The sequence below is a fragment of the Commensalibacter sp. M0268 genome (genome assembly GCF_016101925.1).
Taxonomy (GTDB): Bacteria; Pseudomonadota; Alphaproteobacteria; order Acetobacterales; family Acetobacteraceae; genus Commensalibacter; species Commensalibacter melissae.
Window position 1 is genome coordinate 331,341 of record NZ_JACFPQ010000003.1, and the last position, 17,757, is coordinate 349,097.

Below are 17,757 nucleotides of genomic sequence, written 5' to 3' on the forward strand. Positions count from 1 at the left end.
GAACACAAGGATTATGAAGATTATGTTCAGACTAGATAATAAGGTAGCGTTGGTTACTGGTGCCTCGGGTGGAATTGGTCAAGCGATTGCCAAGGCATTTGTTCAGCAAGGGGCAAGGGTTGTTTTGTCGGGAACCAGGGAAAACGTTTTAAGAGAGGTTCAAAAAGAGTTGGGTGAACAGAACGCATTTGTTCAAACAGCCAACCTCAAGGATCAGGAATCTTTAAAAGCGCTTATCCCGAATGCAGAGAGGCAGGCAAATGCACCTGTCGATATCCTGGTTAATAGTGCCGGATTAACGCGGGACAATCTTTCAATCCGAATGAAGGAATCGGAATGGTCCGAGGTTCTGGATGTGGATTTGTCTGTGCCCTTCCAATTATGTCAGATTGCGTTAAAGGGAATGGTTCGCCGGCGTTCAGGACGCATTATCAATATCGCTTCGATCATTGGGTTTATTGGTAATGTTGGTCAGGCCAATTATTCAGCTGCAAAAGGCGGATTAATCGCTATGAGTAAAAGTCTGGCGTTAGAAGTGGCGAAAAAAGGCGTTACCGTTAATGTTATTGCCCCCGGTTTTATTGAAACACCAATGACTGCCGTATTATCAGAAGAGCAACAATCTAGATTATTACAAAGAATTCCAAGAAATAGAATGGGACAGGTGGAGGATGTTGCATCCGCAGCTGTCTATCTGGCTTCTGAAGAGACAGATTGGGTTACTGGAACATGTTTGCATGTTAACGGTGGCATGTATATGGTGTAAAGATCCTTGCTTTGTGAACCATTTGAACATTTTATAAAATTATAATATTGCTTTTGCTTGGTTATTTGGGGGAAATGTGATATTTCCCCAATACCATTGTGATAAAATCGTATAAAGTTCTAAAAATTCTTTGGAACTTTGGTAATATAGTATAAACATGTAAGCTTTATAGCTGTAAAAGGACGAATATAATGAGTGAAATTGCTGACAAAGTAAAAAAAATTGTTGTTGAACATCTTGGTGTTGAAGAATCAAAGGTAACGCCTGAAGCTTCCTTTATTGATGACTTGGGTGCGGACAGCTTGGATACAGTTGAACTTGTTATGGCTTTTGAAGAGGCTTTTAATGTGGAAATTCCTGAGGATGCCGCAGAAAAGATTGCAACAGTCAAGGATGCTATCGATTATATTGAAAAACAGAAACAAGCATCTTAATTAAAAGTCTATAACATTATCGATTCATAAAACTTACAGGATAATTTAATGACGAGTACAAGTTCATGGCCACACCGCAGGGTAGTTGTTACTGGAATGGGGATTGTAAGCCCTCTTGGAATTGGTATCGATAATGTTTGGAAAAGACTTGTTGCAAGCGAAAGCGGCATTGACAAAATCAAAAGTTTTGATGCTTCACGTGTTGCTGCACGTATTGCCGGGGAAGTTCCTGAAGGTTCAAAGGGAGAGGGCAGGTTAAACCTGTCTGAATGGATCCCGGTTAAAGATTTAAAGAAAATGGACCGTTTTATTCAATTGGGTTTAGTGGCGGCTATTCAGGCAGTGGAGGATTCTGGCTGGACACCCAAAAATGAAGCGGATCAAATGGCTACCGGTGTCATGATTGGTTCAGGAATTGGTGGGCTGCAAACCATTTATGAAACCTCAATCAAGGTTAATGAAGGTCAGGCTCGAAAAGTTTCTCCGTTCTTTATTCCATCTGCCTTGATTAATTTGGTTTCAGGATATGTTTCCATCAAATATGGCTTTAAAGGGCCCAATCATGCGGTAGTGACAGCCTGTGCAACAGGAGTGCATGCTATTGGAGATGCAAGCCGTTTGATTGCGCTTGGCGATGCTGATGTAATGATTGCCGGAGGAGCGGAAGCGGCTGTATGTGAATTGGGTATTGCAGGGTTCTGTTCTGCCAGAGCATTATCCACGGGGTTCAATGATACACCTACAAAAGCGTCAAGAACCTGGGATAAGGATCGTGACGGATTTGTTATGGGAGAAGGTGCCGGTGTTCTTGTGTTAGAAGAATATGAACATGCGAAAGCCCGTGGCGCAAAAATTTATGGTGAGGTGGCTGGATATGGCATGTCAGGTGATGCGTATCATATCACTGCTCCAGCAGAAGGGCATGAAGGTGCTTATCGTGCAATGGCATCGGCCATTAAGCATTCAGGATTATCATTGGAAGATATCCATTATATTAATGCACATGGTACATCAACCATGGCGGATGATCTCGAACTTGAAGCTGTCGAGCGGTTGTTTGGGGATGCAAGCAAACATTTGGCAATGTCTTCAACAAAAACGGCTATTGGTCATTTATTAGGTGCAGCAGGTGCGGTTGAGGCGATCTTCTCTCTATTATCAATATGTAATAATGAGGTACCTCCCACTTTGAATCTTGATAATCCATCAAGGGAAAGTGTCATTGATCGTATAGCTCATACTGCCCAGCAAAGAAAAGTTGATGCCGCCCTATCCAATAGTTTCGGTTTCGGTGGCACGAATGCGAGCCTGATTTTTAAAAGAATATGAAAATTTACTAAGATATATCATGGGTTAAATTGTAATGCGTCGATTGTTATATGGGGTCAGTGCATTACTTGTATGCCTGCTTGCTGTATTCTTTTACGGAAAATATACCTATTTTGCTCCCGGTCCTTTGGATAATGCTAAAAATGTGGTTATTGCCAAGGGAAATGTCGCGGCAATATTAAACCAACTTCAGAAAGAAAAGGTTGTCACTCAATCCTATTGGGGCGGTTTTATTTTTCGTAGTGGCATAAAGCTGACAGATAAGGCCGGGACGTTACACGCGGCTGAGTTTTCTTTTCCAAAGCAGGCATCGATTCAACAGGTTATCGATATCTTGCGGTATGCAAAACCTGTACAGCATAAATTAACCATTCCAGAAGGGCTGACAGCCTATCAGATTACGAATTTGGTTAATGATGCCCCCTATATGACAGGACAGATACAGCCACCAGAAGAGGGAACGGTATTGCCCCAGACCTATGCCTATGAATGGGGTATGTCTCGTGAAAAGATGATATTCCGTATGCAACAGGCAATGCAGAAAAAACTGCAAAAAATCTGGGGTGAACGACAGGTTCTTGCTGAGATAAAAACGCAACAGGATTTGGTTACCCTTGCCTCAATTGTTGAGCGGGAAACCGCTTTAAAACGCGAACGTCCCTTGGTTGCCCGTGTATTTATCAATCGCCTGCATCTTGGTATGCGATTACAATCAGATCCCACAGTGATTTATGCCCTGACTGATGGAAAAAATGATTTTGATCGCAGGTTAACTCGACAGGATCTGGAAATTGTCAACCCATATAACACTTATTGGACCAGCGCTTTACCGCCTACACCAATATGCTCTCCTGGTGAAGCCGCTATGGAGGCTGTTGCACATCCTGCAGAAGGAAAAATATTATATTTTGTTGCAAATGGAACGGGTGGACATAGTTTTTCAACAAGTCTTGCAGAACATAATCACAATGTTGCCGCAGAGAAAAAAAGATAGTTTTTAAAAACTATCTTTTAAAATATAGTATGGTTTTTTTATTTTCTGGATTTTGAAGGGGCGGGCAAATTTTCAGATTTAATATTATGTGATGAGGAGCCTTTTTGTGGGGCAAGGTCAATCGCACCTGAATCATCATTGGTATTGGCATCGCCATTATCATCCTCTACATTATGATTTTTGGATGATTTTTTTTCAGGTTGGACATTTTTTGCCATATTTGAATATTTGATCAGGATTTTACGCAGACGGTTTGCCGCTGGATTATTAACGCGCATTGCCATGACAATATCTTCTGGTCCCACAATCTGGTTATAATATTTATGATTGGCACTACTGTTAATTTTTAATTTAGATCCTTTTAGAGAGGCTCCGACAAATAATCCTGATGCTTTTTGCAGGTTATAAATATCGGCTGTATCCTTGTTGGCATCGCTACTGGATTTTGCTGCTGTTGCAGAGGCACTGGCTCCCATTGTGAATTGGCTGTCCAACAATTTGCGCAAACTGCGTTCGTTCATGATGAAAAGCATGACTTCTGTATTTTGTACACCAAGCTGTATACCAAAAGAGCCACTTGACATTTTGTAAAAAGCAGGACTGGACCAAGAATTTCTTGCATCCCTAGAAAGAAGCACACAATCTCCCCCGGAGCCTCCAAACACGAGGGAGATATGTGTAATATTTGGGCAAATCATCACTGCCCTGGCGTTTTTTAAACGGGTATAGACACGGCTGGATGTGGGAATATTTGCAAAGACATCCTCAACTGTTAAAAGAGAATGGTCCACAATAGATTGTACTTTGTCAGTTTTGGCCTTGGCATGCTGAAGAGAAAATATTGACAGCATTGAAAAGCAAAACATCGTACCATATTTAAAGATGAAATTATTTTTCATAGGATTAAACAATATAGTTCAGGTTTGACGAAAAAGAAAAGACAGATCGGTAGTTTAACATAAAAGCGATTTATGATAAGAATATATGAAGTGTTTTCGAGAGGATATCCGAAATTCCTGGAGCTGCGGTTAAAATAGGTGTCATTTGATGAAGGCCACCATTTTCCAAGAAAGGTGAAATACAGGCACCAGCTTCTCTAAGCAAAACGAGTGCTGCCGCCACATCCCATAAATTAATGGCCATTTCAAAATGTCCATCAAGTCTACCGCTCGCAACATCGACGAGGGACATGGTGCCAGAACCCAAAGTGCGAATCATTGCGCCAGTTTTTAAGATAGCTTCTGCATTTTTTAGAAATTCATCGATTTTACTGACGTGACTCCAGCCCAGTTCAATCATGGATATTTTTGGATCTTTAACATCGGAAACATGAATGGGCTTTTCATTCATGAATGCCCCTTTTCCTAGACGGGCAGTATAGAATTCGTTTACGCATGGAGCTGCAATAATACCGAGAGTGGGAACATTTTCTTCCATAAGGCCAAGAGAAATACACCACCGATTTCTGCCACGTGCATAGTTTGATGTTCCATCGATAGGGTCGACAATCCATCTTAACGACCCTGAACGTGTTTCCCCCTTTTCCTCTCCTTGAAAACCATCTTCGGGAAAGAGGGATTGAATTGCTTTTGAAATATAGGTTTCGATCTTGCCATCTGTTTCGGTCAACCAGTCTTGGGCATGTTTGAGGGATCCTTGGGGTCCCCCTGGACTGGGCCGCATTTGTAAGGCAATTTCAGATGCATTTTTGACAATTTCTTGTGCAGCTATAAAACGACGTGAAAGTGCGTCACTCATAATTGGTCTTAACCTTAAATGATTGAATGAATTTAAATCATATGATTATAGTGAATTTTATCAGAAATATTTAATTTTTTATAGAATCAGATTATTTACTATTTTAAGATAAAAACCTGATAAAGATGAAACGTATTATTTTTATTTAAAAAATAAGGAACAAATTATGTCTCAGGAAGTTAATTTGGTTGCTATACTGGAAATTGATGAAGGGGCCTGGTCAAAAATTTCAGATGCTGTGAATGTGTGTGTTTCTCGTTCAAGAGAGGAAAAAGGAAATCACAGCTATACAGCCTATTTTCAAAGTGACAAGCCTAATAAAATTGTTTTTATTGAATGTTGGGCAAATCAACAGGCTTTGGATGCGCATTGCGAAACGGAACATTTCCAGAATCTGATGCGCGTGGTAAAACCTTTTGCTGTGAAACCCCTTGAATTACTGAATTTAATACCCGCAAAATAAATTTGTATTTCTGATGTCGATTTTTGAAACGGATATATGGCGCATTGGTATTGTCAAGGCACCGGTTGAGGATGTGATAGCTTGTGATATTTGCGATATTCATTGGATAAAAGAGGAGGATACGTTCAAATTTCTTGCTGATCCTTTTGGCCTCTATAGAGATAATAAACTATATGTTTTTGCGGAAGCATATGATTACAGAGATCGTCATGGCCGTATAGAGGTATTAATTCTTGATCAACAGCTTTCACTTATTGATCGAAAAATTGTATTGGAGAAACCCTGGCATCTATCCTATCCAATGTTAATTGAGGATCAGGGATTGGTTTACATGCTGCCAGAGGCATACAAATCAGGTGAAACCAGTTTATATAAAGCAGTTGAGTTTCCATTTCATTGGGAGAAGGTATCCTCTTTTTCTTTTCCTGAAGTGGCCATTGATCCGACTGTATTATTTTATAATGATTTATGGTGGATGTTTTATACCCCTGTAAGGGAAGGGTTAAGTCGGCAAAGCGTTTTATCTGTTGCCTGGTCGGAAAGTCTTACAGGAACATGGCATTCTCATTCACTTAATCCCGTAAGGATTTCCCCCTCAAGTGCACGTCCTGGTGGTAATGCAGTCATTACATCTCAGGGTATTATTTTACCGACACAGGATTGTAGCCTGACGTATGGAGGGGGACTGACATTTTTAAACATTATTGAATTAACCCCTGATCAATTTGAAGCAAGAATTACAGGCCAGTTCAATAAAGGTTCAATATTTGGCGAATATAATCAAGGGGTGCATACATTAAGTAAGGCTGGCCCCTATAGTCTGATAGATGGCAAAAAAATACTTAGACAGCCTGTGAGGCGTTTCTTGATTGACATGCGATATCAAATACATGGAATATTTTAAAAAGCTTGGAATATTTATTGATTTTTTGATTTTAAACCAATGAAATGTGTAAGAATTGATTTAGTTTGATCGGTCAGACATCAAATTATTAACCAAATGGAGATCATCAGGTTTATCCACATCCACGGCAGCCTGCCCCCAGGGTATAATTACAAAATGGATCTTAACCTTGGTTAATTTGAAAATTCTTTTTTTAAGTGCTTTTCTAGTCAAGCGATGCAGGATATATCGCAAGATTATCGAATATCCCAATAGCAAGCCCATTTTTACTGGACTTTTGCGATAACTTTCCAATTTTTGCCAAAGTTTCGCGACTTGAATGGACCTTGGTGTTCGAAACATAAAAATATTGCAACCAGAAAAAGAACCGTCAGCCAATTTGATGTAAGTTCTTTTTGTGTTTGGAACATCTTTTTCAATCTGTTCCTTTAGGGCGATACCAACAGCAAGGTCACATTGTGAGGCCTCCGCTTCCTGTATGAAATATTCCACCCATTCCGGTTGAAGTAAGGGGTTATCAGCGGTTGTTATTAATAGGGGGGTTCCCAACGCTTGAATGGCTTGGATGATGCTTGCACTTGGACCAGGACAGGTGGGAAGATACTTAATAAAGTTGGGTAGAATATTCCTAACAACCTCGAACTTTTCAATTGAAACAGCAATTTTATTAATGGATTCTATTTTTGCAAGGGTTTCGGTAACATATTCGATCATTGGTTTTCCCAATACGGGAATAATCGCCTTGTGCGAAACGTGAGCATGCAAAGCCAAAGGATCTTGTTTCCCTTGCCTTGACCCAGCCAGAATTAAAGCATTGATGGGTTCACGTTCCATAATGGCCCCAATTCCTTTTAGGCTGCTTTTTGAGTGTGTTGGGTGCAATCTTTTTTATGCTCCCGAAAATTAGATCCTGCGGGACGATCACGTGGAGGAGCCCCGGTTTTTAGCATAACCCAAGGATAATGTTCTGCTTCTTTCACAGTATATCCCATGTTAAATACAGTTGGGCTCCGTGGGCGTGCCTTGGCATCTTCATAATAGGTACCGAAGACTTTATCCCAAAAATAGTTGGTAATACCAAAGTTTCCCTTTTCATAATGAAAGTGGTGTAAAACATGAACCTGTTTAATATGACTTACATACCTGGATTTTGGTTTATAATTCAAATGTTGAATGCAATGAAAAAATTCATAAAAACATGACATGTACACAGCTGTACCAATAGAGGCAAAGAAACCGCAAAATCCACCAACTAAATATCCCAAGCCGCCCCCAATGATAATGATGGTTGGTATGGTATTCAAGGGTGATCCAAATAATACATTTAAAAGATGGGGATCCTGATGATGATCAAAGTGAATGCGTTTCCATAGTGAAGCCGACCATTTCATTCTGTATAGTAACGAAACATGCATGATCCAGCGATGGATAATATACCAGATTAATGGAAAACCAAATATCATGACGATAATTGAACTTAAGACAGGAACCCATCCATTGAACGTGTAGCAGACGGCGACAATACATCCAATAATAAGGATGAAATATAATAGGATGGTTGGATGCGTCAAATAGGCCACCCATAATTGTTTTAGTCCCATTTTACCTAAATCGTAACTACGTCCGGAACGTAGGTCTTGATTGCGCATAATTTGAAAGATAGATTGGTTGCTCATTGTTTTTCTTCAACTGATAGAATGATAGTGCATGTAGCTAACATAAAGACAAGGAAGGCAGAAAGTGAAGCCACTGGGGCGGGTATAGTTCCTGCTTTCCCCAAAGCATGCAGGACTTCTTGGAATATAATAAATAACAATCCATATCCCAAACAATAGATGGGGATCCAGCTACGTAACCCGGCACGTGGCGGGATGTAGGTCACAAGTACAGTAATAATTAGCATCATGATAAAAGTAAAGGGTAAACACAATCTTCCCCAAATTGTTGTTTTTATATAATTCGTAGGCATTTTGAAAGGTTGTTGATATGATAATTCTAGAACCATATTATGGATGGATTGTGGCATTGATTTTGAAGATAGTCTTATAAGGGTATGTGGTGTCAGGTTAATATTCCATATTCTTTCTTTTTCATTTGTTAATTCATGAAATTTTAATGGAATATCCGGTTTGTTTTGCAGGAATTTTGCATGAGAGAAAATCCATTGGTGGTTTTTATGAATGACTTCATCAGCAATAAGCACCGAGTCAATATGAGATAAATCACGACGCTTGATGATCGTCAGTCCTGTAATTTTATTTCCTCCATAGGCAATATGATCAATATTGATGATATCAAGATTGCTGTAAAAATAGAAATTATTTTCTTTTTCGGGATGCGGGTTGGTTTTGTTCCACCATGTTGCCAGATCCAGTTCCGTTTTGGGTGTAATTTGGTCAGACATAATAAAACATAGAAAACTTAGCAATAGCGTAACAGGTATTAATTTTTTTATCAGTCCCCATGTCGATAGGCCTATGGATCGTAGGATGGTTATCTCATTGTTGATTGTCAATTGAGTGAGGGCGATCAAGAAACCGATAAGGGTACTTAAGGGTAAAACAGAATTAAAAAGTAAAGGTAATTTCAGCATCATGAAATGAACAACCCCTTTTAGCCCAAGTTGTCGTTCCAAAATGGAAGAGGTTTGTTCCAATAGGGTTAAAACCTCCATGATTGCTGTTAAAATAATGACAGTAGTAAAAGTCGTTGCTAACAAGCGACTGGATAAATAAAAGGTTAATACATAACGTTTCAATAATTTTTTCATTATTTATCCGAAGACTTTGAAAAGTGTCTTAACAAATTGCGAGAGGTAAGGAGAAAAGGATTGTTTTTTAAGAATAGACAGCCAAAGCAAAAAAACAAGAATATAAAAAATGGTAGCCATAAAGCGACAAAAGCATTGTCATGTCCGTGTGAAACAAGGGTTAAACCCAGTTGTTGAATATGATCATAGGCAACAAGAATGATTGCCGCGATTCCAAGACCTAAATTTCTTTTACGACGTTTTGGTGTAATGGCTAAGGCGACAGCAAGAAAAGGAATGGCAATAATTGATAAGGCGCGGACTAAACGAAAATGAAATTCAGCCTTTATATCTAAAATTGGGATGTCTTGATAGGTATGGTGCTGAATTTGTTCATAGAGATTTGTCAGGGTTAGTTCGCGTTCATCGCTGCCTCTTTCCCTAAAAATGTTTTTCTTGTTTGTGTTTTGTATTATTCGTGAAGCATTGGAAAAATCTGTTATATTATTGTTGTTATTCGGATTTAATGTAAGATTTTGACCATCATAAAGGGTCAGCATTATTTTTGAATGATCGGCCAGTGAATAAAAATTCCCTTTATCGGCCAGAATAATTTGTTCAACCAGTTGTTTTTTATCATTTAATTTTGTTTGTCTTATGAAGATTCCTGAAAGCTGGGTTCCGTTTTGGCTAGCTTTGTCAACGATCATAACAGTGTGGTTATTGGGTTGAACAATCATATGGCTTTGAATATGGGGTGCCCATCCAGCATGAGAGGCATAAAAAAAAGCTGCGCGAAAATCATATCGGGCATATGGCTGAATATAACCATATAATATTATACAAAAAAAACTGACGGCAATACCACTTATGATGTAAGACCGTGTACATTGAAAAAGGGATTTTCCAGCATTTAATAGTGCATCAATTTCATTATTAAGATTTAACTGACGAATACTTGAAAAAATTGATACGCAAAAGGCTGCCGGAATGGCAAGACCAAGATAATGAGGGATCAGATCTGCCAGCAAGCCAAGAAAAGTACTGAGGGGGCTGCTGTCTGCCGCTAATAGGTCAAGTAATACAAGCAATCTTTCCAGCATCAAGGCGGCAAGGATAACTCCAAGAGAAACAATAAAACTTGGGAGAGCTTGCGCAAAAAGATAGGAATCCAACATCTTGATGTGGATTGTTAATAAAAATCTGGTCAAACTCTGGTTTTTTAAATGAAATTTCAACAAGGATTTACTGAAAATAATGATTTATATAAAAGGAATGGGTTTGAGAAAAATCACCATTTTTATCTATAAAGCGTACCGTTGAAAATGTATGAAAGTGATCATCCAATTTTTCAATTACGATTTTACGCCAAGCGGCTTGGTGATACGGACGGTTTGAATTTGAAGAGGCCGAAGCAATTCCCAGCATCGGTATATTGGTGTTAAGAAATTTTCGGGTAATGGTACGATGGACATGCCCAAAAAGAATAATCTCGACACCCTCTTCATATAATATTTTTTGCAATTTTTTCCTGTCTTTTAAGGCCTTTCTTTCCGAAACAATTCCTGATACAGGGGGATGGTGCAAAATCACAATCCTGAATAAATTATCTTTTTTAAGTTGTTGGAGTGCATATCTGATTTGATTCAGCTGATAATTTCCAACCTGGCCATTTGCAAAAAAGGGAGGCGTGGGAACAGCTGTATTAATGCCAATGACAGCGATAGAACCATAACGGGTTATGATAGGGTAATCGTCATGATTGTAAGCATGTGACCAAGGTGACCAGAAAGCGTAGCTATTGTGCCATTGTGTTTTAACAAGCGCATCATGATTCCCTGGGATAATATTTATATTTTTAAAAGGAAGATGATGCAACCAGTCAGCTGCCTGTTTAAATTCCTCAGGCAGAGCCAAGTTGGTGAGATCTCCCGATATCAACAAAAGATCGGGAGATTCTCTGGAAATATCGTCAATAATGATATCAAGTCTCTTTTTTTGCAAAGAAAGGCGTCTTTTTTTCCAGGACAGAAAACTTAAAAATCGTTTATTGACAAGGGATAATTTCGGAAATTGAATGCTTTCCAAGGGAAGATGAATGTCCGAAATATGGGCAATTGTAAAGCGTTTCAAAAGAGACTATCCTTAAATATATTCTATGCTATTTTATGTAACATACTTGAAATCATGATAATATAGTTGATTTTTGCACAATTTTTTTCATAAAAGAAGCAAATGGGAAGGAATGATAACATCAAAACTATAAAAACGTTTATTACTCCTCATATTAAATTAAAACAAGATACTATAGAATGTTAGAAGCAATCCGTGAATCAGAATATTGCCTTAATTAAAAATCCTGTCAGTCGATTAAATCAGAAAGAGGATAAGGAATTTACAGATTTTGCCTTGAACTGGTTAGGTGAAAATTATTCTACGCCACGAACTGTTGATGATATGATGCAAACGTTAAATCGTTTTGTCGCAACAGGAGTTGATTGTATCATTATAGATGGTGGGGATGGCACGATTAGTCATGTCATGACAGCTATTTATAGCTGTTATCCACATGATAAATTGCCAAGCCTCATTATTCTTCCTTCAGGAAATACAAATTTAATAGCCAAGGATATTGGATTCGGTATTCGGGGAATCAATGCTCTTAAGCGTATCAGGACTTTGGCAGAACGTCAGCGATTGCATTTTATGGTTCAGCATCGTCATGCATTAAAAATTGAATGGTCTGATCCCTCTCGCCCGCCTGTTTTGGGAATGTTTCAAGGTGCAGCGGCATTTACGAAGGCTATTCAGATTGCACATAATCCGACGATTTTAAAAAATTTTCCTCATGATGGTGCTGTGGCAATCACCATTATAACGTCTTTACTAAAATTATTTTTTTCAAAAACACGGGATTTGTGGCTTAACGGTAATGTATGCTCTTTTTTCATTGATGAAAAGAAATCATATCAGGAGAATTGCTTTTTGTTTTTATCGACGACTTTACAGAGCCTATCTCATGGAATGTGGCCGTTTTTTAACCGATATGCAGGGGATGATAGTCTTCATTATTTGAATGTTAAAGCACGTCCTCCACATCTGTTGGCGGCATGTTTCGCCTTATTAAGAGGTAAAACGCCGGAATGGTTATTGAATGATCCTAATTATCTTAGTGGTACCGCCAATAAAATAAAACTGTCAATCAAAGAGGATATTATTCTTGATGGAGAACAGTTTGATACAGGCGAGGATCATTGTATCCTTCTTTCGACCGGTCCCAAATTTTCGTTTGTCCGTTTATAGATAATGTCGGCTGTTTATGTCATCATCCTTGTCACAATTATTAGCCACTTCATTTGATCAGCATTCTGTTCCAGAATCTGTTACCGCCTTCGTTAAACAGATCATAGGAGATCGGCAACCCATAGGTGTTATCTATTACGGTTCTTCTTTATGGAAAAAAGAACTGACAGGTTTGCTTGATTTTTATGTTGTTTGTCAAAATTTGTCTGATTGGTATCCGGAAGATTGTTTTAAAATTGTGATTAATTATTGTCTACCTCCGAATATTGAATATCATGAATGGAGTGAGGGGAATGTTAATTTAAGGGCCAAAGTTGCGATATTATCAATAGATCAATTTCAAAAAGCTACTGCTTTACAATCCATTGATACAACGATGTGGGCGCGTTTTTGTCAGCCTGTTAAGATTCTTTGGTGGAAGGATGAAAAAGGAAAACAGGCATTGTTGGATTGTCTCATAAAAGCGGTAAATACAGCTATATGGTGGGCCACTTTTTTGGGGCCAGAATATGGGACTGCGGAAAAATATTGGTGTTCATTATTCCGTCATACTTATGATGCTGAGCTAAGGGTGGAATCAAATAATCGTCCAATGTTGATTTTGGAAAATAGAGAAGATTACTTTAAGCAACTTTTAAAACTGGGCTGGCAAAAAGCAGGAATATCCTATAACGAGACAAAAAATTATTTTCTATTTCCATCTGTGTCAAAGGATCAACGAGAATATGCTAGAAAACGCTGGAAGATTCGGAAAATATTGGGTCGACCCTTGAATATTTGCCGATTAATTAAGGCCGCTTTCACGTTTGAAGGGGGGGCGCAGTATATTGTGTGGAAAATTAATCGACACCGTGACATTAATCTTGAGTTGACAGCGTTCCAAAAAAAATATCCCCTTATAAATGCACCCTGGATATTATTCAAATTATATCGACAGGGTTTATTCAAACGATAAAGATTTTAATTAAGAGTTAGCCCTACATCTTTAGCCGCCTGAATGTAGATTTGAACTAGTCGGTCAATCTGTTCTTCTGTATGGGCCGCGGCGATACTCGCTCTTAATAAAGGTCTGTTATCTGGTGTAGCGGGAGGCAGGCTAAGATTAATATAAGCCCCCAATTCTAACACCCTGTTCCAGAAATGAGCAGCCTGAGGTAATTCATTCAAGATGACAGAAACAACAGAGCTGATATCTGGACCAGTTTGAAAACCAGCATTCTGTAATGCATGATAAAACCGGGAGGCATTATTCTTTAGTTTATTTCTCAATTCAGGACGGTTAGCGATGATTTTCAAGTTTTCACGTGTTGCGGCGATTACTTCGGGAGGTAAAGAGGCCGTAAACATGTAGGGTCTGGTACAAAGACGTAATTTATCCATTTGTGGATAATCGGAAACACAATATCCTCCAACAGTACCCAAGCTTTTAGAAAAAGTTCCCACGATGAAGTCAACGTCTTGTTCCACGTTTTCACGTTCTGCAATTCCTCGACCATGTTCACCAAAAACACCAAAAGAATGTGCCTCATCAATCATGAGATAAGCATTTTCCTCTTTCTTAACCTGGATAAATTCTTTGAGGGGAACGATATCTCCAAACATGGAGTAAACTCCTTCCACAACAACCAGTTTAATACCGTTTATATTGCCAACTCGGCGTAATCTCTTACGTAAGTCGTCAGCGTCATTGTGTCGGAAACGTATAATTTGTGCCTGACTGAGTCTGCTGCCATCATAAATACTGGCATGACAGTCCGCATCCAAGAAAAGGTAATCATCCTTACCGGCAAGAGTTGATACCATGCCGAGGGTTGCTTGATATCCTGTTGAAAAAACCATGCAGGAACAACGGTTGAAGAACTGAGCCAGCTCTTGTTCGAGTGATTGATGTAAGGAATAAGAGCCATTGGCAATTCTGGATCCCGTTGTTCCAACACCATATTGCATAGCTGTTTCAGCAGCTGCTTTTCGTGCCTCTTCGGATTGACTGAGGCCTAGATAATTGTTTGTTCCAAAAAGAAGTGTTTCTTTCCCGTTGATAGTACCAACTGTTGCAGAAAGTGTTTTCTCGATTGTAACCCCAAACGGATTGTGCGGGGCAAAGGAAATAAGTTGGCTGAAAGCAGTTTCAAGTGGCTTGAATTTTGTAAATATATCCATAGGAGAGAGCTTTTATTTAAGGGAAACGATAGCATCTGCAAGATCATGAATCGTTCTTACGTCTGTCAGGCGATCCAAGGGAACGGATACGTCTAGTTTATCTTCAATTTCCATGACGAAATTCATGACAGCAAGAGAATCGAATTCCAAATCTTCAATAATTTTGCTGTCTGGTGAAATGTTTTTGGGAACTTTTGGGTTTTCTAATAATGTATCAATAATTATTTTTGAAATTTCTTCAACCGTTTCAGTCATAGTGTTACCTTGTTAAATATCAATATTTGAACGATTATGACTGATTGGATGACATTTAACGCAATCAGTCGCATATCCTAAGGAAAGAATTGATTTATTGTAAATAGCTTTTAAATTCTGTTCAAGAGGCCATAAAATTTCATTTCATACCTGAATTTTTAAAAATGAAATCCGAATTCTCCTTTTAAAAGCATTTGTCTTGCTTTTGCCCGTGTCAATTTTCCAGAGGAGGTTTGCGGCAGGCTATGTGGAGGGACTAACAGGACAGATACTTCTACACCATTTTGTCTTCTAAACAGACTGGTCATATCTTCTTGAAGTCTTTTTCTTTCAGACTCATCAATGGCACGGCATTGGACAAGTGCAACGACAGTTTCCTGATTATTCTTATCAACCGAGAATACAGCGACATCGCGGCTTCTTAGCGAGTTAAAAGCATGTTCAGCCGCCCATTCCAAATCCTGGGGCCATATATTTCGCCCATTAATGATAATCAAATCTTTTTCGCGTCCAATTATGACAATTTCGTTATTTAAAATATAACCTAGGTCACCTGTTTTTAACCATCCTTCTTTGTCAAGAACGGCTTCTGTTTCTTTTTCTTTATTGAAATAACCTTTCATAAGGCTTGGGCCTCGCACGTAAATGCTGCCCGCTATTCTTTCAGGAAGAATATTTCCATTTTCGTCCCGTATTTCAATTTCATGATCAGGAAGTATCGGACCACAAAGAGTAAAAGTCCTGGTTGTAACGCAAGGATCATTGGAAGGTTTTGCTATACCTGTCGTTTCAAGAAGGGGCAAATCAATAGTATCGGTTTTAAGTCCCTCTCCCAAAGGTGCGAATGAAAGGGCTAATGTCGCTTCCGCCATACCATAGCTTGCGACAAAAGCTTTTGAATCAAAACCATATTTTTGATATTGTTCGGCAAATTGTTCTAAAATATGAGAACGTATCATATCTCCGCCAATACCTGCCGCACGCCAAGAGGATAAATCAAGTTCTAGGGTTGAAGAAGGCATACGGCGTGTACAAAGTTCATACCCAAAAGATGGACTATAAGATAGGGTCCCTTTGTTACGACTGATCAGATCCAACCAGACATGTGGACGCCTTGCAAAATCCCTGGTAGGCAAAAGATCAATGGTTAACTGGCATGTCATAGGGGTTAGAAAAAATCCAACCAGTCCCATATCGTGATACAGGGGTAACCATGAAACGCATCGGTCTCCTGTTTCTTTTACTGCCAATCCATAATATGAGATTGCATGAGCATTGGCCAAACAGGCTTTTTGGGTGACAGCAACCCCCATAGGAAAGCGAGTGCTTCCTGAAGAAAATTGAAGATAAGAAAGATCATCAGCCTGAATAACTGGTAATTCTATGGCGCTATTAACTTTTATTTCTTTTAGCTGGGCAGGACTTCCTCCGAATAATAAGGGAAATTTTTCAATAATTTCCCGCGTCCAGCTTTGAATTGTTTGTGGAATAATAACCGCTTTTGCGGAAGAGTTTTCAATCATTCCCCGCAAGGTGTTGATATAAGAAGATTTTCCAGCAAAAGCAACAGGCAGAGGCATTGGGGCGGGAACAATACCTGCATATTGGCAGCCAAAAAAGATACGGCTAAAGTCACTGTCACTTTCTGCAACAATGGCCAGGCGATCGCCTTTCTTTAGTCCCAAGGTCAAAAGTTGCTTGGCAACATGTATAGCTTGTTGTCGCAGGTCAGAATAGGGTAATGATTCTAATAAAACTCCCTTGGCTGAATAAAAATTAATACCGCTTTTTCCTTGAGCGGCGTAATCTAAAGCCTCAGAAAGAGAAACAAAATCACCAAAACGTCGTTTAAGACCAGAATCCGTTGGTGTTGGATGTTTGTTTATGTCCACAATTAAAATTCCACCAAGTTTTTTACAAAACAGTATATATAAATTGCTTTTGTTAAGTATACCTAAAGATAAATAATAATCACTTCATTATGATTATAAAAGAGCAATCCTGTTTGGCTGTTGCCAAACATATTGTGTATAGAAGCTTTCTACAAATGAAGAAAGTATTTTTTGCAACATGTAAAACTCATTGTTATGGTTATGTATTTACGTTTAATAGGGCTTATAATAAAAAACAATCTTGTTTTTAAAAAAAAATAAAGATTTCGCAAGTTTTTTATGCAAATATACATTCATATGAAACAGTTTTTTTTAAAACCAGATCTGTTTTGGACTGATTGTTGTCTTGTTAATCAAATCCCATTATTGCAATCAGTTTAAATGAATGAACAGCGTTTTATGTATGTATAATACTTTATATACTAACAAGTGGGAAATATATTTCATTTTCAGTATGAAAATAGTCAATTTTTTAAAAGAAAAGAAGTAAACTTGATATCTTATTCTATAAATTGTTAAATGAGCGGATTTACATTGTTAATTAAAAACGGTTTTTTAGATTAAAAAAGGATTTAAAATTAAAAACAAAAAAATAAAATTTAGGGGTTGATTCTTAGATTTAAATTGTATAGATAAGATCACACAGACATTGAGAGAACAAAAGGTTTTTGATGTGTTTTACGGTTTTGTTCATTGACAATTGTATAGGATGAGAAGGGGATATGCTGGTGGCGTATTGGTTGTAGTGTT

The 17,757-nt window shown here is 38.5% G+C and carries 18 protein-coding genes; 8 read left to right on the forward strand and 10 right to left on the reverse strand.

Annotated features, from left to right (window positions below):
* The first annotated feature begins 22 nt into the window (after window positions 1-22).
* The 4 genes from fabG (at window position 23) to mltG (ending at window position 3,523) form a co-directional block, all read left to right on the forward strand.
* The gene (fabG, locus tag H3R28_RS07065) at window positions 23-766 is read left to right on the forward strand and encodes a 3-oxoacyl-ACP reductase FabG (RefSeq protein WP_110439040.1); all 744 of its coding nucleotides are present in this window, start codon (window positions 23-25) and stop codon (window positions 764-766) included.
* 191 nt (window positions 767-957) lie between these two features.
* A complete protein-coding gene (locus tag H3R28_RS07070; protein ID WP_110439039.1) occupies window positions 958-1,200 on the forward strand; it encodes an acyl carrier protein in 243 nt (80 codons plus the stop codon).
* Between the two features lie 48 nt (window positions 1,201-1,248).
* Window positions 1,249-2,529, forward strand: a complete 1,281-nt coding sequence (gene fabF, locus H3R28_RS07075) for a beta-ketoacyl-ACP synthase II (protein WP_155568531.1) — start codon at window positions 1,249-1,251, stop codon at window positions 2,527-2,529.
* Window positions 2,530-2,563: 34 nt separating this feature from the next.
* A complete protein-coding gene (mltG, locus tag H3R28_RS07080; RefSeq protein WP_198210435.1) occupies window positions 2,564-3,523 on the forward strand; it encodes an endolytic transglycosylase MltG in 960 nt (319 codons plus the stop codon).
* 38 nt (window positions 3,524-3,561) lie between these two features.
* Here the strand turns inward: mltG and H3R28_RS07085 are convergent, their stop codons facing one another.
* Together H3R28_RS07085 and H3R28_RS07090 are read right to left on the reverse strand one after the other, a co-directional pair.
* Window positions 3,562-4,422, reverse strand: coding sequence for a lipid-binding SYLF domain-containing protein (locus tag H3R28_RS07085; RefSeq protein ID WP_230873108.1), 861 nt, complete (start codon window positions 4,420-4,422; stop codon window positions 3,562-3,564).
* Between the two features lie 70 nt (window positions 4,423-4,492).
* Window positions 4,493-5,281 carry an inositol monophosphatase family protein gene (locus tag H3R28_RS07090; RefSeq protein WP_198210436.1) on the reverse strand — a complete coding sequence of 263 codons (789 nt, stop codon included), beginning with the start codon at window positions 5,279-5,281 and terminating at the stop codon, window positions 4,493-4,495.
* 166 nt (window positions 5,282-5,447) lie between these two features.
* Between H3R28_RS07090 and H3R28_RS07095 the strand changes: the two genes are divergently transcribed.
* Together H3R28_RS07095 and H3R28_RS07100 are read left to right on the forward strand one after the other, a co-directional pair.
* Window positions 5,448-5,744, forward strand: coding sequence for a putative quinol monooxygenase (locus H3R28_RS07095; protein WP_110439034.1), 297 nt, complete (start codon window positions 5,448-5,450; stop codon window positions 5,742-5,744).
* Between the two features lie 13 nt (window positions 5,745-5,757).
* Window positions 5,758-6,648, forward strand: a complete 891-nt coding sequence (locus H3R28_RS07100; RefSeq protein ID WP_155580887.1) for a formyl transferase — start codon at window positions 5,758-5,760, stop codon at window positions 6,646-6,648.
* Window positions 6,649-6,708: 60 nt separating this feature from the next.
* On the opposite strand, the gene H3R28_RS07105 is transcribed toward H3R28_RS07100, so the two are convergent.
* The 5 genes from H3R28_RS07105 to H3R28_RS07125 form a co-directional block, all read right to left on the reverse strand.
* Complete coding sequence (locus tag H3R28_RS07105) at window positions 6,709-7,482, reverse strand: nucleotidyltransferase family protein (RefSeq protein ID WP_155580886.1); 774 nt, start codon at window positions 7,480-7,482, stop codon at window positions 6,709-6,711.
* A 17-nt stretch (window positions 7,483-7,499) separates the two neighbouring features.
* On the reverse strand, window positions 7,500-8,324 hold the full coding sequence (locus tag H3R28_RS07110; RefSeq protein WP_232351258.1) for a sterol desaturase family protein: 825 nt from the start codon (window positions 8,322-8,324) through the stop codon (window positions 7,500-7,502).
* Window positions 8,321-9,418 carry an LptF/LptG family permease gene (locus H3R28_RS07115; protein WP_155565976.1) on the reverse strand — a complete coding sequence of 366 codons (1,098 nt, stop codon included), beginning with the start codon at window positions 9,416-9,418 and terminating at the stop codon, window positions 8,321-8,323. The genes H3R28_RS07110 and H3R28_RS07115 overlap by 4 nt, the downstream gene beginning before the upstream one ends.
* Window positions 9,418-10,575, reverse strand: a complete 1,158-nt coding sequence (locus H3R28_RS07120) for an LptF/LptG family permease (RefSeq protein ID WP_198197713.1) — start codon at window positions 10,573-10,575, stop codon at window positions 9,418-9,420. Before H3R28_RS07120 ends, H3R28_RS07115 begins: the two co-directional genes overlap by 1 nt.
* A 67-nt stretch (window positions 10,576-10,642) precedes the next feature.
* On the reverse strand, window positions 10,643-11,530 hold the full coding sequence (locus tag H3R28_RS07125) for a metallophosphoesterase (RefSeq protein ID WP_198210437.1): 888 nt from the start codon (window positions 11,528-11,530) through the stop codon (window positions 10,643-10,645).
* 195 nt (window positions 11,531-11,725) lie between these two features.
* On the opposite strand from H3R28_RS07125, the gene H3R28_RS07130 reads away from it, so the two are divergent.
* The gene (locus H3R28_RS07130; protein ID WP_122124056.1) at window positions 11,726-12,700 is read left to right on the forward strand and encodes a diacylglycerol kinase family protein; all 975 of its coding nucleotides are present in this window, start codon (window positions 11,726-11,728) and stop codon (window positions 12,698-12,700) included.
* Between the two features lie 16 nt (window positions 12,701-12,716).
* Window positions 12,717-13,655 (forward strand): hypothetical protein, encoded by a 939-nt coding sequence (locus tag H3R28_RS07135; protein ID WP_198210438.1) that lies wholly within the window; start codon window positions 12,717-12,719, stop codon window positions 13,653-13,655.
* Window positions 13,656-13,660: 5 nt separating this feature from the next.
* On the opposite strand, the gene spt is transcribed toward H3R28_RS07135, so the two are convergent.
* From spt to H3R28_RS07150, 3 genes are all read right to left on the reverse strand, one after another.
* Entirely contained in the window at window positions 13,661-14,860 is a 1,200-nt protein-coding gene (gene spt / locus H3R28_RS07140) for a serine palmitoyltransferase (protein WP_198210439.1), read from the reverse strand.
* Window positions 14,861-14,872: 12 nt separating this feature from the next.
* Complete coding sequence (locus H3R28_RS07145; RefSeq protein ID WP_198210440.1) at window positions 14,873-15,115, reverse strand: acyl carrier protein; 243 nt, start codon at window positions 15,113-15,115, stop codon at window positions 14,873-14,875.
* Window positions 15,116-15,273: 158 nt separating this feature from the next.
* Window positions 15,274-17,007 carry a fatty acyl-AMP ligase gene (locus H3R28_RS07150; protein ID WP_370552829.1) on the reverse strand — a complete coding sequence of 578 codons (1,734 nt, stop codon included), beginning with the start codon at window positions 17,005-17,007 and terminating at the stop codon, window positions 15,274-15,276.
* Window positions 17,008-17,757 lie beyond the last annotated feature (750 nt).

Coding starts and splice junctions, on each gene's coding strand:
- fabG (WP_110439040.1), top strand. CDS start 23: ATGTTCAGACTAGATAATAAGGTAGCGTTGGTTACTGGTGCCTCGGGT.
- H3R28_RS07070 (WP_110439039.1), top strand. CDS start 958: ATGAGTGAAATTGCTGACAAAGTAAAAAAAATTGTTGTTGAACATCTT.
- fabF (WP_155568531.1), top strand. CDS start 1,249: ATGACGAGTACAAGTTCATGGCCACACCGCAGGGTAGTTGTTACTGGA.
- mltG (WP_198210435.1), top strand. CDS start 2,564: ATGCGTCGATTGTTATATGGGGTCAGTGCATTACTTGTATGCCTGCTT.
- H3R28_RS07085 (WP_230873108.1), bottom strand. CDS start 4,422: ATGAAAAATAATTTCATCTTTAAATATGGTACGATGTTTTGCTTTTCA.
- H3R28_RS07090 (WP_198210436.1), bottom strand. CDS start 5,281: ATGAGTGACGCACTTTCACGTCGTTTTATAGCTGCACAAGAAATTGTC.
- H3R28_RS07095 (WP_110439034.1), top strand. CDS start 5,448: ATGTCTCAGGAAGTTAATTTGGTTGCTATACTGGAAATTGATGAAGGG.
- H3R28_RS07100 (WP_155580887.1), top strand. CDS start 5,758: ATGTCGATTTTTGAAACGGATATATGGCGCATTGGTATTGTCAAGGCA.
- H3R28_RS07105 (WP_155580886.1), bottom strand. CDS start 7,482: ATGGAACGTGAACCCATCAATGCTTTAATTCTGGCTGGGTCAAGGCAA.
- H3R28_RS07110 (WP_232351258.1), bottom strand. CDS start 8,324: ATGAGCAACCAATCTATCTTTCAAATTATGCGCAATCAAGACCTACGT.
- H3R28_RS07115 (WP_155565976.1), bottom strand. CDS start 9,418: ATGAAAAAATTATTGAAACGTTATGTATTAACCTTTTATTTATCCAGT.
- H3R28_RS07120 (WP_198197713.1), bottom strand. CDS start 10,575: ATGTTGGATTCCTATCTTTTTGCGCAAGCTCTCCCAAGTTTTATTGTT.
- H3R28_RS07135 (WP_198210438.1), top strand. CDS start 12,717: ATGTCATCATCCTTGTCACAATTATTAGCCACTTCATTTGATCAGCAT.
- spt (WP_198210439.1), bottom strand. CDS start 14,860: ATGGATATATTTACAAAATTCAAGCCACTTGAAACTGCTTTCAGCCAA.
- H3R28_RS07145 (WP_198210440.1), bottom strand. CDS start 15,115: ATGACTGAAACGGTTGAAGAAATTTCAAAAATAATTATTGATACATTA.